We start from the raw sequence: 16,456 nt of genomic DNA, 5'->3' as shown, positions 1-16,456 counted from the left end.
CAATCCGTTAAGGAAGTGATGAGCAATGGATTTATTTTCGTTTCAGCAAGACTCAAAATCACAAGCTAGATTGCTCGCAGACCGCATGCGGCCAGAGCATCTGGATGAATATATTGGACAGGAACATATTATTGGACCGGGGAAATTGCTCCGGCGCGCCATTGAGGCTGATCAGATTTCATCCATCTTGTTATACGGCCCTCCGGGATGCGGTAAGACAACCCTTGCACATATTATTTCTCAGCAAACGCAAGGACAGTTCGTTCGACTGAATGCAGTGGAAGCTTCCGTCAAGGATGTGCGTGAAGTCATCGAACAGGCGCAAACGAATAAACAGCTGTATGGAACCAAAACCATTCTATTCCTCGACGAGGTACATCGGTTTAACAGTTCACGTCAGGATGCGCTATTGCCAGCGGTAGAAAAGGGCACGATTATTTTTATCGGCGCAACAACAGAGAATCCCTTTCATTATGTCAATGGAGCCTTGATGAGCCGTTCTACTCTGTTCCAGCTAGAATCGCTAAATAAGGATCATTCCCTAATTGCAATGCGCAGAGCATTGAGTGATGCGGACAAAGGTCTGGGGTTCATGGAACTGCAGGCGGACGATGAGGCGCTTGAGCATATTGCTACGATGGCCAATGGGGATATTCGACGTGCGCTTAACGCGCTTGAACTGGCTGCGTTGACGACGCCACCGGAGAAGGATGGGTCCATTCATATTACGCTTGGTGTGGCAGAAGAGTCTATTCGACGCCCCATTGTGAAGGCAGATGAATCCACCCAGTATGATGTGCTGTCTGCATTTCACAAGAGCATTCGGGGTTCCAGTGATGCGGCGCTGTTCTGGTTTCTATACGCGGTGGAGAAGCTCGGCATGGACCCGATGACCTTCATTCGGCGTCTGATTGCAGCGAGCAGTGAAGATATTGGACTTGCGAACCCGCAAGCCATGACTCAGGCGATTGGAGCACTTGATGCGTACCGAAATAACGGCTGGCCCGAAGCCAAGCTGAACATTGCACAAGCGATTCTGTTTGCGGTCGAAAGTCCAAAATCCAATGCGGTGTATACCGCCATTTCCAAAGCCATGAACGCCATTGATGAGGTGAAATCGGCAGAAGTTCCGCTTCACTTGCGAGATACGCATTACTCGGGTGCCGTGAAGCTCGGACATGAGGGTTATCAATATCCACACAACTATCCGGGGCATTACGTGAAACAAGAATATTTGCCGAAGCAGCTCTCACGGAGAGTATTCTATGAGGCCACGGAGCAGGGGAACGAATCGAAGATTAGGTTAAACCAACAGCGGCGTAGGGATTTGTAAGATCAGTCAGATCACTCGGGAGATGCACATAACATGAAAGAGCTTTTGTATATAGGGGCAGGTGGATTTCTCGGAACAGTGACCCGATATGCCATACAGTTGGCGATACCAACTGTCCATGGGGGGTTCCCTTGGGCAGTGCTGTTAATCAATGCGATGGGCAGTCTTTTTTTAGGGTGGTTCTTTACCATAGCTGTTCCAGGCAAAATAACACCACAACTTCGACTGGCGATTGGCACAGGTTTTACTGGCGCATTTACAACATTCTCCACGTTTACACTGGATATTGTTCGTTTATCCGAAGGGGGCGAATGGATCAGTGCCGCTATTTATATGATCGTAAGTCTGTTGGCAGGGGTGTTGCTCTGTGCGCTGGGAATGAGCCTTGGACATCGTATGTTGGGAGCACAAAGACAAGAGGGTGATGCCTCATGATCCTGTGGATTGGTTTTGCAGGTGTACTGGGTGCGGTACTGCGTTTCAGTCTGGGAAAATGGGTCTCTGGCTTGCTGGGAACGGCTTTTCCATGGGGAACATGGATCATCAACATCAGTGGTTCACTGCTGCTTGGGCTGTTATACGGGTGGCATCAATCTGCAATGATCTCAGATGGAATCTGGGTGATCTGGGGAACCGGGTTCTGCGGTGCGTACACCACGTTCTCCACCTTTGGCTATGAAACGTTAGGACTTATCGGTCGACAACGATATGCAAGCGCGGCGCTCTACGTCGTCAGTTCGGTTGTAGTTGGGGTGTTGGCCTCCTTGGCAGGCGTCTGGTTGACTGCATAACGAACTATTTTTAATTTTTTTGCAAAGAAAAGCAGGAAAAAAGCCATCCTTCATGGTATACATGAAAGACGGCTTTTTTAATAGGGATACACGGTATTGTGTATAATCCGCATTTTAATGGACAAGCTCTATTATTGCATTGCGGGTACAGGTACCTTTTGCACCTGATCGATCGTACCCCCACCCAGGCAGACCTCTCCGTCGTAGAAAACAACGGCTTGTCCTGGTGTAATGGCTTTTTGCTGCTGATCAAATTGTACATCCACACTTCCATCTTCCTGCCAGGTCAATGTAACACCTTGATCCGGCTGACGATAGCGGAATTTGGCAGTACAACGGAATGGCACATTAGGCATGTGCTCTGCACCGGCAATCCAGTTCACACCCGTTGCGGTTAGACCCGTGGAGTACAGGCTTGCATGGGCATCGCCCTGAACAACAAGTAATTGATTTTTCTCCAGATTCTTGTCTGCAACGAACCAGGGTTCACCATTGCCGGAACCACCAATGCCAAGACCTTGGCGTTGTCCAAGTGTGTAGTACATCAGACCGTCATGACGACCTTTGACTTCACCGGTTGCGATATCAACCATGTCTCCACCTTTGGCAGGCAGATAGTTACTCAGGAACTCTTTGAAATTACGCTCACCGATGAAGCAGACACCTGTGCTGTCTTTTTTCTTGGCAGTATACAAACCAGCCGCTTCTGCGATTTTGCGTACTTCCGGTTTGGGCAGATGACCAATCGGGAACATGGCTTTGGACAGCTGGTTCTGATTGAGTGCGTTAAGGAAATACGTTTGATCCTTATTGTTGTCCACACCACGAAGCAACTTGAGTGTGCCATCTTCTTTAATCAGGCGAGCATAGTGTCCTGTAGCTACATAATCTGCGCCGAGATCCAGAGCTTTGTTCAGGAATTCACCAAATTTGATCTCACGATTACACATGACATCCGGATTTGGCGTGCGACCCGACTTATATTCATCAAGGAAATAGGTAAATACTTTATCAAAATATTCTTTCTCGAAGTTGACAGTGTAGTAAGGAATGCCGATCTGTTCACATACGCGGCGTACATCCTCTGAATCTTCTTCAGCGGTACAGTGGCCGAACTCGTCGGTGTCATCCCAGTTTTTCATGAAAATGCCGATGACATCGTACCCCTGCTCTTTCAGCAGCAGTGCGGTAACGGAAGAATCGACACCTCCGGACATGCCAACGACGACCCGTGTATTTTCAATTGTTTTGGACATCGTTATCACCATTTCTATATATAAATGTGTTTCGTTTCTTATTCTAGCATAACCGGACTCAAGATACGATACACCCGGCCAATTTTGGATAGTGTCCACCAGAGGCGCACATTTTGGAATATCGTCAATCTTTCTTTTCCATAAAGCATGCAGATATGTTAACATTAGCTGAGGGTTATGATCGGAATACGGAGGATTAGAAGGTTTATGCTAATCTCAATGCATCTCCGCTGTGAACAGATCGTGAAACATACGGTCATGGACCATAGGATTAAATATAAAGTTTCCAATCGTTTCTGAAAATTGAAAGAGGTGACTCCTTTGAAAATATCGACAAAAGGCCGTTACGGCCTCACAATCATGATGGAGCTTGCTGCCAGAACAGGCGAAGGCCCTACATCACTTAAAAGCATTGCCGAGCGCAACCAGCTTTCGGAGCATTACCTGGAGCAACTGATTGCTCCACTACGTAATGCAGGACTGGTGAAAAGTATTAGAGGTGCTTACGGCGGTTATATCCTTGCGGGTGATCCTGCAACCGTGACTGCAGGCGATGTAATCCGTGTACTGGAAGGGCCAATCTCTCCAGTAGATTTCACAGAGGAAGATGATCCGGCGAAACGTGATCTCTGGTTGCGTATTCGTGACGGCATTGCGGAAGTGTTGGATTCCACAACACTGAAAGACCTGATTACCTTCCAGGATCAGGACAAAAAAGACAGCTACATGTTCTATATTTAAGATCATTAATTCGCATCACAGAACACAATAAAGCCCCCAACTTGGGGGCTTTAGACATGCCAATGGGTACTTTGTTCTGTTCTTCAATTTCTACAGATTATTTTAATTGAGCAGGGCTATGTATTCAGCCGCGGGATTTACAAGATGGTCAGTGTGAACCTAACTGGATCACTTGTAAATCAGCGACTTTTTAAAGTTTCTATATCAGCTTCCATGCGTAACTGACGGCGATTCAAAATATCAATGCTGTGCTGATGGGTATTCAATTCGGTAGTTACTTTGCGTTCAGAGGCGGATTGGGAAGCGTCAAGACGTTTCGTAACTGTCAATGTTTCCAGAACAGCTTGTTGAAGAAGTGGAATGTTTTTAGTTTGTTCCTCAATGGTGTCCAATCTGCTTTCCATGGTATTCAGTCTGTCATCGACAGTGTCTAGTCTGCTCTCTACGGCACCGAGCCTCTCTTCCATAGCATCAAGCCGGTGGTCTATTTTTCCAAGATGTCCATCAATACTGTCGAATCGTTTGTCCATTTGTTGAAGCTGATTCAGAATCTGCCCGAGAATGGGGTCACTCATGTCTCTCTCTCCTTTTTGAAATGGATATATAACATTATACACGAAGATGTGACAATAGAGCATCCGTTTCAGTTTCCAATTTTGACAGTTTGCCATGAGATAGAAATTTAACATATAACGGGGTGAAGATAAATGAAACGAATTTATTTGGATCACGCCGCATCGACACCTATGCATCCACAAGTCGCAGAAGCGATGATGAACGTCATGACAGGGCAATATGGCAATGCATCAAGTATCCATGCTTTTGGGCGTGAGGCCAAACGGACTGTCAGCGGAGCAAGGGATGTCATTGCGGCGTCTTTGGGCTGTTTCCCGGACGAATTGGTATTTACCGGAGGTGGCACGGAGAGTGATAATCTGGCGATTTTCGGAGCAGTCTCAACAAGGCAGGATAAGGGGAAACACGTCATCACGACCGCAATTGAGCACCATGCTGTATTGCATACGTGTCAGGAATTGGAGCGGCAAGGTTATGAAGTAACCTATCTATCTGTTGATCGTTATGGACGAATTAATCTGGATGAGCTAAAAGAGGCCATTCGACCAGATACGGTATTAATCACCATGATGTATGCCAACAATGAAGTAGGCACGATTCAGCCTATCCGCGAGGTGGGTGAGCTTGCCCGTCAGCATAATATCATTTTCCATACCGATGCAGTTCAGGCTCTGGGCAGCCAGAATATTTCCTGTAAGGAACTGCCTGTGGATCTGATCAGCTTCTCAGCGCATAAAATCAATGGACCTCAGGGCGTAGGTGCACTCTATGTACGACGAGGAATTGTGCTGGAAGCAAGAGCTCACGGTGGATTGCAAGAGCGTCAGCGGCGCGCTGGTACGGAAAATATCGCAGGTATTACCGGATTTGCAGAGGCTCTCAAGATTGCATCAGCTCAAACGGAGGTGCATCGTCAGCATGATTTGGAATTGCGTAAACTTTTGTTGGAACAGCTTGAAATTCATGTGGGTACGGAGCACTTTCACGTGAATGGACATCTGGAGCATACGCTGCCAAACATCCTGAATATCAGCTTTCCGGAAGTGTCCACAGAGACGATGTTAATGAATCTGGATATGGAAGGGATTGCTGTTGCAAGCGGTTCTGCCTGCACTTCCGGGTCACTTGAAGTCTCTCATGTGCTGAAAGCGATGAAATTACCTGAAACATTTTTACACTCTGCGATTCGATTTAGCTGGGGATTGGGTAATACTACGGAAGAAATCATGATAACCGCCGAAAAAATTGGAACCATTCTTGGACGTCTGCGTAATAGACCCTAAGGGGAACTTTACACATGGAACAGAAGGAGGGAAGAAGTTCCATTTCATCGGTTGGATAGAAGCGGTTTTGATGATCGGCGTCTGATTGCCACTCATCAACTTTGGGCATACCTAGCAATAGCGCCGCGCCTATTTAATGATAAGAAGATGAGGGGGACCCAGCGATGAAGCTTCAGGAAATGATCGGACTTGCCGTTTTTGATGTTGAGGACGGGAAGCAGGTCGGTAAAATCCAGGATTTCATTGTGAATGATGATTGGGAGATCGAAGGCATTGAGCTTGAGAACAAAGGTCTGTTTACCAATCATGTCAAAATCGTGCAGTGGCAAGATATCGTTGCCTACGGCGAAGATGCCGTCATGATCCGTAATCAACAGGCTGTCCGCAAGACGGGAGCCGACGACATAAAATACACGTACCTCCTCGGTCGGTCTAAATTGAAGGAGATGTCCGTGCTCACCGAAGAAGGTTTGCTGCTCGGGCGTGTCTCCGATGTTTATTTTGACCAAGAGTTGGGAAATACAATAATAGGGATTGAAATTACGGACGGTTTTGTGTCCGATCTGATCGAGGGCCGCAAATGGCTGCCATGTACAAGCGATATGTCCATCGGGGAAAGTGCCATTATGGTGCCGTCTCTGAGTGAACAACGCTTGGAAAATGCCATTCATTCTGTTAATGGATAGGTGAATGAATATGAAATGTCCAAACTGTAGTTCCAAAGATATCGGGAAAATTGGTTCCCACCAGTTTTATTGCTGGGGATGCTTTATTGAATTAACGGTGAACGGTGAGAAAATGTCTGTATATCAGGTGGAAGAAGACGGTACGCTGAGTTCCCTGGATGATCTGTTTTTCGGGGACGAGCTGCCACAAGACTTCCCTCATCTTCACGCTTCTTCTTAATAAGCAGAATAACTTCCTCTATATGCGGTTTCATGACAATGTCTGTCATGAGAGGCTGTCGTTAATTGTTGGCAGATGTATATAGATGCGGTTACATAGTGGTTCGGTTGGTGTATGTATGATTATATGCTATCCTATACTGCAAAATGCGCTTCCTTCTCTGATGAAGGAGGCGTTTTTTGGTTTGAGAAAAAAAGTTCGGATTGCTCCTTCCACTTCTGCGCTTTGTTAATAAATATTACCTTTCCTACATATACTGACTCTCAGAGCCAGTCCAAAAGGAGAGATACAAGTGGAGCAATTAACCAAAAACAAGCTGTTCCGTTACGCAATCTGGCTGCTGCTCGGATTGATTATTTTATATTTTATATGGCTGCTGCGGCCTTTACTGCTTCACATATATGCGTTCCTGAAAACAGTGCTGGCGCCCTTTATCGTAGCTCTTATCATATCCTATGTACTTAATCCGATTGTCAGCATGCTGGGAGGGCGCAAGGTGCCTCGTACGATTGCGGTACTCCTCATATATGCCTTTTTCCTGACCTGTCTCGGTGTCATTCTGATGAATGTCATTCCGGTATTGATTGAACAGCTGGGGGAACTCAACGAGCATATGCCTGAGCTATCCATGCGTGCCCAGAGCCTGATGAACAATATGGATCACAAATTAATGCCGCCAAGTGTGCGAACAGGCATGAACAGTTGGTTTTTTCAGATGGAGGATCGACTAACTCAGGGAATTACCGTGCTCATGGACAATATCGGGGCGACCATTAATGTGTTATTTAATGTGTTTATCGTGCCATTTCTGATCTTTTACATGTTAAAAGACTTTGAGGTATTCGAGCGTACCATTGTGGCATATCTTCCGCGTTCACGTCGTAAAGCGATTGTCTCGGTGATGAAAGAGATCGATACCGCACTGGGGAACTACATTCGGGGACAGTTTATTGTCTGTGTCATTGTTGGTATCTTTGCCTACATTGGTTATATCATCATTGATATGCCGTATGCCCTGCTGCTTGCAAGCATTGTAGCTGTGTTTAACATTGTGCCCTACTTGGGACCGTTCCTTGGAGCTGCTCCTGCTGTGGTCATGGCATCAACCGTATCGTTTAAAATGGTGCTGCTGGTTGTCATTGTGAACACACTGTGCCAGGTGCTGGAGAGCAACGTTATTTCTCCTCAGGTGGTGGGACGTACTTTGCATCTGCACCCACTGTCGATTATATTTGCACTGCTCGTTGGAGGTGAACTGGCAGGCATTGTAGGTTTAATTCTGGCAGTACCCGTTTTTGCCGTACTGAAGGTGATTGTGCAACACTTTTTTGCCTATTACATCAAACGAAGGACCGACTAAATAGTAGACTTAAAACATCAACTGGCCCGCGTTGACACCCGCTTGTGCTACCGATATAATTAGTGTGTATGTTGAGAACATGAAATCGATGATGAAATAAAGTACGCCGAGGGTTCCTTTCCTCAGAGAAAAGACTTCTTCAGATCAGGGTGAGCCTGAGCTGATGGCTGGAAGAGTCTTGAAAGATGAAGCGGCGGAAAGCTAATTTCGGAGTGCAGGACAACCCTGCCGGGAGCGACCGTTATTTCGCATGAACGAGGAGATTGTTTGTTTGTCCGGGCAGCAAGGGATGAACAGCAATAACCAGGGTGGTACCGCGATAACATCGTCCCTGATTATTCAGGGGCGTTTTTTGTGTTTATTTTTACAAAAACAATGTTGACCAACCGGAGCGAATACGCAACGGACTATTATAATTTAATGGGGGCATCCAGTATGAAAGCCAGTGAAATCCGGTCCAAATGGATAGAGTTTTTTGCAAGTAAAGGACACAAAATCGAGCCGAGCGCATCGCTCGTGCCTCACAACGATCCTTCCCTTCTGTGGATCAATGCAGGTATGGCACCACTCAAACCATATTTTGACGGACGTGAAAAGCCGGAGAACCCGCGCCTTGCGAACTCCCAAAAATGTATCCGTACCAATGATATCGAGAATGTTGGCAAAACGCGTCGTCACCATACGTTCTTTGAAATGCTCGGCAACTTCTCTATTGGAGATTACTTCAAGGAAGAGACCGTAACATGGGCGTGGGAATTCTTGACCAGCAAAGAGTGGATCGGATTCGATCCGGAACGTCTTTCCGTAACGGTATATCCGGAAGATGAAGAAGCATTCAAACTGTGGAACGAAAAAGTAGGACTGCCTGCTGAACGTATCATCAAATTGGATGAAAACTTCTGGGATATCGGCGAAGGCCCATGTGGACCTTGTACCGAGATCTTCTATGACCGCGGCGAAGCTTATGGTAACGACATGAGTGATCCTGAAATGTATCCAGGTGGGGAAAACGAACGTTATCTGGAAGTATGGAATCTGGTATTCTCCCAGTTCAACCATAACAAAGATGGTAGCTACACACCGCTTCCTAACAAAAACATTGATACAGGTGCAGGTTTGGAGCGTTTTGCTTCCATTCTGCAAAATGTTGATTCCAACTTCGACACAGACCTGTTCCAACCGATGATTCAAAGAACAGCCGCTCTTGCGGGTGTGAAATATAACGACAGCGTGGAGATCGATGTTGCACTAAAAGTCATTGCCGATCATATCCGTACGGTTGCCTTTGCAGTAGGTGATGGCGTCCTGCCAAGTAATGAAGGACGTGGATATGTCATCCGTCGCTTGCTTCGCCGTGCAGTTCGTTATGGAAAAGTGCTTGGACTCGACCGTCCATTCCTGTATGAATTGACAACAACCGTTGGTGAAGTGATGGGTATGTACTACCCTGAGGTAGTAGACAAACAGGAGTTCATCGCAAAAGTAATCAAAACCGAGGAAGAGCGTTTCCACGAAACACTCACAGATGGTCTGGCTATTCTGGCTGACATCAGCGGCACAGCCAAATCCGAAGGACGCACGGTTATTAGCGGACCTGAAGCTTTCAAGCTGTATGATACGTATGGTTTCCCGTTTGACCTTACAGAAGATTATGCTGCAGAGCATGGTCTGACTGTGGACCGTGAAGGTTTTGATGCTTCCATGCAGAAACAACGTGAGCTTGGACGTGCTGGGCGTCAAGAGAACGAAAGCATGAAAGTTCAAGGCGGACCACTTGCTGATCTGGAGGTTAAAAGCGAGTTTGTTGGTTATACTGACCTGTTGACGGAAGCAAAAGTGGTAGCCATCGTAGCTGGTGATGCCCTTGTTGAATCTGTAGGCGAAGGACAGACGTGTCAGGTTGTTCTGGACAAGACTCCGTTCTACGCGGAAAGTGGCGGTCAAGTGAGTGATCAGGGCTTGCTGCGAGGTGCTGGTGTAACAGCGAAGGTACAAGGTTTGTTCAAAGCTCCACTCGGACAACATGTACATCTGGTGACTGTGGAGTCTGGTGAACTGCGTGTAGGTGATGTGATCAACGCCGAAGTGGATTCAGCGAAACGTGGCGACATTATCAAAAACCATACAGCAACTCACTTGCTGCACAAGGCACTCAAAGATGTGCTCGGCACACACGTAAACCAGGCCGGATCGCTCGTAGAGCCACAGCGTCTGCGGTTCGACTTCTCTCACTTCGGGAGCATCACACCGGAAGAGTTGACAGAGATTGAACGTCAGGTGAATGAACAGATCTGGAATCGTCTGAACGTGAACATCGAGCTGAAAGCTATTGATGAAGCTAAAGAAATGGGTGCGATGGCCCTGTTTGGCGAAAAATATGGAGATATTGTACGTGTCGTTCAAGTTGGAGACTACAGTTTGGAACTTTGTGGCGGCTGTCACGTAAATAATACTTCAGAGATTGGAATCTTCAAACTGGTGAGCGAGAGCGGAATCGGCTCCGGCGTTCGTCGGATCGAAGCTGTAACTGGCCGTGGCGCATATCTGTATGTGGAAAGCCAGTTGGAACTGCTCAAGCAATCAGCAGCACTGCTCAAAGCAAATGTGGCTGATGTACCTAAACGGATTGAAGGTCTGAACCTGCAACTGAAAGAAGCAGCCAGAGAGACTGAATCCCTGCAAAGCAAGCTGAGTGCCATGGAAGCGGGTCAATTGACCGAACAAGTGGTACAAGCAGGAAATACACAATTGCTGGCAGCACGCGTAGATGCTCCGAACATGGATGCATTGCGTACAGTGGCAGATGAGTTGAAAGTAAAATTGCCTAACGCGGTACTCGTATTGGGTGCTCCAGCGGACGGCAAAGTGAATTTTGTTGTAGCTGTACCTGCTGAACAAGTAAAACAAGGACTACACGCTGGTAAAATCGTCAAAGAAGTCGCAGCAGTATGCGGCGGCGGTGGCGGTGGACGTCCAGATATGGCGCAAGCCGGAGGCAAGGATGCTAGCAAGCTGGATGAAGCGCTGAAACTGGCGGTTTCGCTGGTTAGCGGGCATAATGCATAAATCCATTGAGTGGCTTTCAATCGTCAAAAAATAAATCGAAATGCTTCTGTTCGTTTATTTTTTGTACCCGAGAGCGTGTGGAATCGAATGATGCAAATTTGCTGAAGCCAGTAAAGGACAAGCAAAAAACACAATTGCCTTATCCTTTGTTTACTTGTGGCAGTCAGAATATGTTATTATATAAACAGAAATCAATTCGGCAGGACATGGTCCCCATGTTCATGCAGGAGCGAGGTGTCATCAATGGACTCCATGGATAAGACGGTTAAATTTAATGTGAAAGGTGACGAACAGGAAGCATCATCCAAAGAGATTCTTCTCACGGTATATGATGCATTGGTCGATAAGGAGTATAATCCGATCAACCAGATTGTTGGGTATCTGATTTCCGGAGACCCGGCATACATTCCTCGTCACAACAATGCACGTAGTCTGGTCCGTAAAAAGGAGCGCGATGAGCTGATTGAAGAGCTTGTACGTTCCTATCTGGCCAATCACCGGTAATGTACGCCGCTTCCGCTGTGTTGCAGCTATGCAGGCAGCGGGAAATGAACCGACAGAAGACAGCCTGAAGCTTGAGAAGGCGATGTTGAATCGACCTGAGCAGGCCCCAGGATGGGAGAGCATGGATGAAAATATTAGGTTTGGACTATGGGGACCGAAGAATCGGAGTTGCCGCGAGTGACGCCTTCGGTTGGACTGCCCAGGGATTGGAAGTGCTAGAACGCCGCCGTGATGAAGGCGAGTTCGCTCGGATTGCCGAACTTGTGCGTGAGCATGAGATTAGTGAGATCGTAGTCGGACTTCCCAAAAACATGAACGGCACCGTAGGACCGCGCGGTGAGATATGTATTGCTTTTGCCGAACGCCTGCGGGATGAACTGAATTTACCTGTTCACCTTTGGGATGAACGGCTGACAACCATGGCAGCAGAACGTACGCTGATCGAAGCGGATGTCAGTCGGAAAAAACGCAAGCAGGTTGTGGACAAAATGGCCGCAAGCTTGATTTTGCAAAATTATTTGGATGCCAATAGTAGAAGGTGAGGGGGATCAACAATGGCTGAAGATCAACTGGGTATGGAAGAAGAAGCGGAAATCATTTACATTGCGGATGACGAGGGTAATGAAGAGGAATTCGAAGTCATCATGAAGTTTGAAGTAGATGGTTCGGAGGCCAAGTACATGATGGTTGCTCCGGTTGAACCTGAAGATGGCGAAACGGATGTATATGCATTCCGTTATGAAGAAGAGGGCGACGATATCAAACTTTTCGTTATCCAAGATGATGCCGAATGGGATATCGTCGAGGAGACGTTTAATACATTTCTTGCTGAAGATGAAGAGGAAGCGAACTAAATGACGGAATATAGCCGCAAAGACCTGAAATGGACAGATTCACTGCGTCTGGCATTCGGTGCTCATGTTGAGCTCGAGGAAGAGAACGGTAAATCACAACCGTATGACTTGTTGGCTGAGTTCGAAGTGAACGGTCAGCAGTACGCGGTGCTCCGCAGTTCGTTGCGACCTTATGACGAGGTTGAACTTCTGCGGGTATCACCTGGAAGTGAAGACCAGATCATGCCAGAGTTAGTTACGATCGACGATGATGATGAGTGGGAGAACATCTCGGAGCTGTATGATGAGTGTACACTCCCCATTGACGAAGATTAATCAGCTTCAAATTGAAGAAACCGGGAGGGCGGAGAAGTCCGCTCTTTTTGGTTGTGTAAAGGAGTTGTTTCTTTTTTGAAAGGGAAAGTAATTTTAGTCATACTGCTTATCATTGTAGTTCTTGCCGGTGGTGCAGGCGGTTACGTATGGAGTATGATGCGTCCCGTGGAAGCTTCTACAGAACCGGTCGTATTCGAGATTAAGAGCGGATCGGGAACTTCGAAAATCGCGGATCAGCTTCAAGAAGAAGGCCTCATTCGAAGCGGGTTAACCTTCAAAGGATATTTAAAGTGGAAAAAACTAGGTTCTAATTTCATGGCGGGTACATATTCTATGAATCCTGGCGTGACATATGATGAGATTGTTAGCAAGCTGAGTAGTGGTGAAGTTGTACCGGAGGAAATGGTGAAATTTACGATTCCGGAGGGTTATAACGTTTTGCAAATGGCGGGTAAGCTTTCTTATGAGCATGTTGTAGATCGGGATGAATTCATCAAGCTGGCCAATGATCCTTCGGCCTTCGATGTAGATATTATCAAAGATATTCCAGTGGATGAAGAACTTCGCTACGTATTGGAAGGGTATCTGTTTCCGGAGACGTATGAACTGAAAAAGGGAAGTTCCACGCATGATGTGATGCAGCGGATGCTGGAAGAATTCCAGACCAAGATCAATTCCATACCTGATTTGGAAGCCAAGCTTCAGGAAAAGAACCTTTCCCTGCATGAACTGCTGACGATTGCGTCACTCGTGGAGAAAGAAGTTGTGGTGGACGAGGAGCGTGCTCTGGTTGCAGGTGTAATCTACAATCGGATCAATCAGGATATGAAGCTGGAGATTGATGCTACCGTGCAATATCTGCTCGATAGGCCAAAGGAACGATTGTTTTACAAAGATCTTAAGGTGAAAAGTCCGTATAATACGTATCTGAATAAAGGCTTGCCACCAGGTCCAATTGCGAGTCCAAGTCTTCGGTCCATTGAAGCAGCGCTAAATCCGGAAGCTTCGGAGTATCTGTTCTATGTGACGAAAAAGGACGGGTCATCCGGACATCTATTTGCCAAAACGTATAAGGAACACCAGCAAAATATAGCCAAAAGTAAGGCTGCGCAATAAGCGGAGGGGATTATATGAGTAAGAAACATGAACTGCTCGTTACAGCAGCGAATGTGAAAGAGGCAGAAGTGCTGCTCCAGGCTGGAGCAGATGCTCTGGTCATCGGAGATGATCGATTCGGCATGCGTCTTCCAGGCAGTTTTAGCGTGGAAGAGACAGCAGAGGTGGTTGCCATTGCAGCCAAACATCAGGCGCGTGTGTATGTATCCATGACTAATCTGATGTCCAACGAACTGTTAAAAGAATTGCCTGAATATGTTCAAGCACTTGGCAGAATTGGTATTGATGGTGTGGAGTTTAATGATCCATCCGTGCTGGCTACCATGAAGGAATACGCACCACATGTGAAGCTGCACTGGAATGCGGAGATGACTTCAACGAACTATGCGACGGCCAACTATTGGGGAACCAAGGGAGCGAGTCGCGTTGTACTTGCCCGAGAGCTGAATATGGACGAGTTGACGGAAATGGTTCCTTTTCTGAAGGTGGAAGCTCAGGTTCAGGTGCATGGCATGACGAATATTTATCATTCCAAGCGCAGTCTGGTGCAAAGTTATATGGCTCATCAAGGGCGGCAGGTTGAGGGACATCTGGGCAAAGAGCGGGGATTGTTCCTGATCGAGGCTGAACGTCGGGATGAGAAATTCCCGATCTACGAGGATATTAACGGTACACACATTATGAGCTCAGAGGATATATGTATCCTCGAAGATCTTCATCTGTTGATGGAGGCGGGTGTGCACAGTTTCAAAATTGAAGGTATGTTAAAATCCCTTACCTACAATGAAGCTGTTGTACGTGCATATCGGACAGCGATTGACAGTTATGTAGCCGATGCTGATGCATATGCGTTCTCTGAAGAGTGGCTAGATGAGGTGCGGAAGTTACAGGACCCTGAACGTGAATTGTCGTTTGGATTTTTCTATAAAGAACAAGTGTATTAATAGACGAGGTGAACAGAATGGAAACAGTGGCGGTACAGCGGAAGTTCTCGGGTAAACGTAACCGTCTGGACAAACCGGAGCTGCTAGCTCCGGCGGGTAATCTGGAAAAACTGAAATTTGCAATCCATTACGGTGCAGATGCCGTATATATCGGTGGACAGGCCTATGGACTACGTTCCAACGCGGATAACTTCAGCTTTGAAGAGATGCGTGAAGGTGTGGAGTTTGCCAAAAAGTATGGAGCCAAAGTGTTCGTAGCGACAAACATCTATGCACATAATGAGGATGTTGAGGGGATCGAAACATATCTGCAAAACCTCTATAATGCGGGAATCTCTGCGATCATCGTAGCTGATCCGGCTATTATTGAGGTTGCCCTTCGTGCTGTGCCGGGCCTTGAGGTACATCTGAGTACTCAACAATCCACACTTAACTGGCAAGCCGTGAAGTTCTGGAAAGATGAAGGACTTCCACGTGTTGTTCTCGGACGTGAGACCAGCTTTGAAGAGATTGAAGAAATCAAGGCCAATGTGGATATCGAAATTGAAGCCTTTATTCACGGGGCGATGTGTTCTTCGTATTCCGGACGTTGTGTGCTCTCCAACCATTTTACGGATCGGGACTCCAACCGGGGTGGCTGTTGCCAGTCTTGTCGTTGGAAGTATGATCTGTTCGAGGATGCGAGAGAAGATACGGTTTGGGTTAGCGAAGAGGACATGCAGATGAAGGCACCTGCGCCATTCAAACTGGGTGAGAACCAGCTTCCTCTGTTCCAGGAACAGGATAATTCATTCTCCATGGGATCTAAGGATCTGTGCATGATTGGCCATATTCCCGAGTTGATTGATGTGGGCGTGGACAGTTTCAAGATCGAAGGACGTATGAAATCGATCCACTACGTGGCAACTGTGGTTAACGTATACCGTCAAGCCATTGACGCCTATATGGCAGACCCGGAGAATTATGTTCTGAAACCTGAATGGGTTGAAGAAATGAACAAAGCGGCAAATCGCCCGTTGAATACCGGATTTTTCTATGATACACCAGACCATGAAGATCATATCTATGAACCGGAAGAAAAAGCTGTGCCTTTTGACTTCGCTGGATTGGTCATGGGGTACGATGCTGAAACAGGAATGGCAACTATTCAACAGCGCAATCACTTCAAACCAGGACAGGAAATTGAATTTTTCGGTCCGGGAGGTCACTTTTTCAAACAGGTCGTCGGTGAAATACAGGATGAAGAAGGCAATGTTCTTGATGCAGCCCGTCACCCGTTGCAACTGATTAAAATGAAGGTAGATCAACCTGTTTCTTACTTCGATATGATGAGAAAAAAGAAGTAGGCTCAAATACCTATAATGTGTCAATATTGTATTATGATTTAACAAAATAGTGTTATGAAATTTAC

18 protein-coding genes are annotated in these 16,456 nt (G+C 46.7%); 16 read left to right on the top strand and 2 right to left on the bottom strand.

Going from position 1 to position 16,456, the window contains the following annotated elements:
• Positions 1 to 25: 25 nt before the first annotated feature.
• From MKY87_RS08950 to crcB, 3 genes are read left to right on the top strand one after another with little or no spacing between them, the layout of a single operon-like run.
• Positions 26 to 1,333, top strand: coding sequence for a replication-associated recombination protein A (locus MKY87_RS08950; protein ID WP_340964041.1), 1,308 nt, complete (start codon positions 26 to 28; stop codon positions 1,331 to 1,333).
• A 33-nt stretch (positions 1,334 to 1,366) separates the two neighbouring features.
• Entirely contained in the window at positions 1,367 to 1,768 is a 402-nt protein-coding gene (locus MKY87_RS08945; protein ID WP_340964039.1) for a fluoride efflux transporter FluC, read from the top strand.
• Positions 1,765 to 2,124, top strand: coding sequence for a fluoride efflux transporter CrcB (gene crcB, locus MKY87_RS08940; RefSeq protein WP_340964036.1), 360 nt, complete (start codon positions 1,765 to 1,767; stop codon positions 2,122 to 2,124). Before MKY87_RS08945 ends, crcB begins: the two co-directional genes overlap by 4 nt.
• Before the next feature lie 131 nt (positions 2,125 to 2,255).
• Here the strand turns inward: crcB and mnmA are convergent, their stop codons facing one another.
• Entirely contained in the window at positions 2,256 to 3,380 is a 1,125-nt protein-coding gene (gene mnmA, locus MKY87_RS08935) for a tRNA 2-thiouridine(34) synthase MnmA (RefSeq protein ID WP_339789425.1), read from the bottom strand.
• Between the two features lie 321 nt (positions 3,381 to 3,701).
• On the opposite strand from mnmA, the gene cymR reads away from it, so the two are divergent.
• Complete coding sequence (gene cymR, locus MKY87_RS08930; protein ID WP_076212458.1) at positions 3,702 to 4,121, top strand: cysteine metabolism transcriptional regulator CymR; 420 nt, start codon at positions 3,702 to 3,704, stop codon at positions 4,119 to 4,121.
• Between the two features lie 179 nt (positions 4,122 to 4,300).
• Here the strand turns inward: cymR and MKY87_RS08925 are convergent, their stop codons facing one another.
• Complete coding sequence (locus MKY87_RS08925) at positions 4,301 to 4,696, bottom strand: hypothetical protein (protein WP_340913418.1); 396 nt, start codon at positions 4,694 to 4,696, stop codon at positions 4,301 to 4,303.
• Between the two features lie 132 nt (positions 4,697 to 4,828).
• On the opposite strand from MKY87_RS08925, the gene MKY87_RS08920 reads away from it, so the two are divergent.
• The 12 genes from MKY87_RS08920 (at position 4,829) to MKY87_RS08865 (ending at position 16,391) form a co-directional block, all read left to right on the top strand.
• Complete coding sequence (locus MKY87_RS08920) at positions 4,829 to 5,980, top strand: cysteine desulfurase family protein (protein WP_340964034.1); 1,152 nt, start codon at positions 4,829 to 4,831, stop codon at positions 5,978 to 5,980.
• Positions 5,981 to 6,144: 164 nt separating this feature from the next.
• Entirely contained in the window at positions 6,145 to 6,666 is a 522-nt protein-coding gene (locus MKY87_RS08915) for a PRC-barrel domain-containing protein (RefSeq protein WP_017686814.1), read from the top strand.
• Positions 6,667 to 6,676: 10 nt separating this feature from the next.
• Positions 6,677 to 6,886, top strand: a complete 210-nt coding sequence (locus tag MKY87_RS08910; RefSeq protein ID WP_017686815.1) for a hypothetical protein — start codon at positions 6,677 to 6,679, stop codon at positions 6,884 to 6,886.
• 292 nt (positions 6,887 to 7,178) lie between these two features.
• The gene (locus tag MKY87_RS08905) at positions 7,179 to 8,246 is read left to right on the top strand and encodes an AI-2E family transporter (protein ID WP_091027676.1); all 1,068 of its coding nucleotides are present in this window, start codon (positions 7,179 to 7,181) and stop codon (positions 8,244 to 8,246) included.
• A gap of 435 nt (positions 8,247 to 8,681) precedes the next feature.
• Positions 8,682 to 11,312: an alanine--tRNA ligase gene (alaS, locus tag MKY87_RS08900; RefSeq protein WP_340964033.1), complete on the top strand. Its 2,631-nt coding sequence runs from the start codon at positions 8,682 to 8,684 to the stop codon at positions 11,310 to 11,312.
• Between the two features lie 243 nt (positions 11,313 to 11,555).
• Positions 11,556 to 11,816 (top strand): IreB family regulatory phosphoprotein, encoded by a 261-nt coding sequence (locus tag MKY87_RS08895; protein WP_036616950.1) that lies wholly within the window; start codon positions 11,556 to 11,558, stop codon positions 11,814 to 11,816.
• Positions 11,817 to 11,941: 125 nt separating this feature from the next.
• Positions 11,942 to 12,358 carry a Holliday junction resolvase RuvX gene (ruvX, locus tag MKY87_RS08890; protein ID WP_062835871.1) on the top strand — a complete coding sequence of 139 codons (417 nt, stop codon included), beginning with the start codon at positions 11,942 to 11,944 and terminating at the stop codon, positions 12,356 to 12,358.
• Positions 12,359 to 12,370: 12 nt separating this feature from the next.
• A complete protein-coding gene (locus MKY87_RS08885; protein ID WP_017686820.1) occupies positions 12,371 to 12,670 on the top strand; it encodes a DUF1292 domain-containing protein in 300 nt (99 codons plus the stop codon).
• Positions 12,671 to 12,985 carry a DUF1292 domain-containing protein gene (locus tag MKY87_RS08880; protein WP_047844066.1) on the top strand — a complete coding sequence of 105 codons (315 nt, stop codon included), beginning with the start codon at positions 12,671 to 12,673 and terminating at the stop codon, positions 12,983 to 12,985.
• A gap of 75 nt (positions 12,986 to 13,060) precedes the next feature.
• A complete protein-coding gene (gene mltG, locus MKY87_RS08875; RefSeq protein ID WP_340964031.1) occupies positions 13,061 to 14,101 on the top strand; it encodes an endolytic transglycosylase MltG in 1,041 nt (346 codons plus the stop codon).
• Between the two features lie 14 nt (positions 14,102 to 14,115).
• Positions 14,116 to 15,045, top strand: coding sequence for a peptidase U32 family protein (locus tag MKY87_RS08870; protein ID WP_340964028.1), 930 nt, complete (start codon positions 14,116 to 14,118; stop codon positions 15,043 to 15,045).
• 17 nt (positions 15,046 to 15,062) lie between these two features.
• Positions 15,063 to 16,391 (top strand): peptidase U32 family protein, encoded by a 1,329-nt coding sequence (locus MKY87_RS08865; protein ID WP_076252944.1) that lies wholly within the window; start codon positions 15,063 to 15,065, stop codon positions 16,389 to 16,391.
• Positions 16,392 to 16,456: the final 65 nt, after the last annotated feature.

This window comes from Paenibacillus sp. FSL R7-0198, assembly GCF_038000415.1.
In the GTDB taxonomy this organism is placed as follows: Bacteria; Bacillota; Bacilli; order Paenibacillales; family Paenibacillaceae; genus Paenibacillus.
The sequence above is the reverse complement of the archived record's forward strand: the minus strand, read 5'-3'. Positions and strand labels throughout refer to the sequence as shown.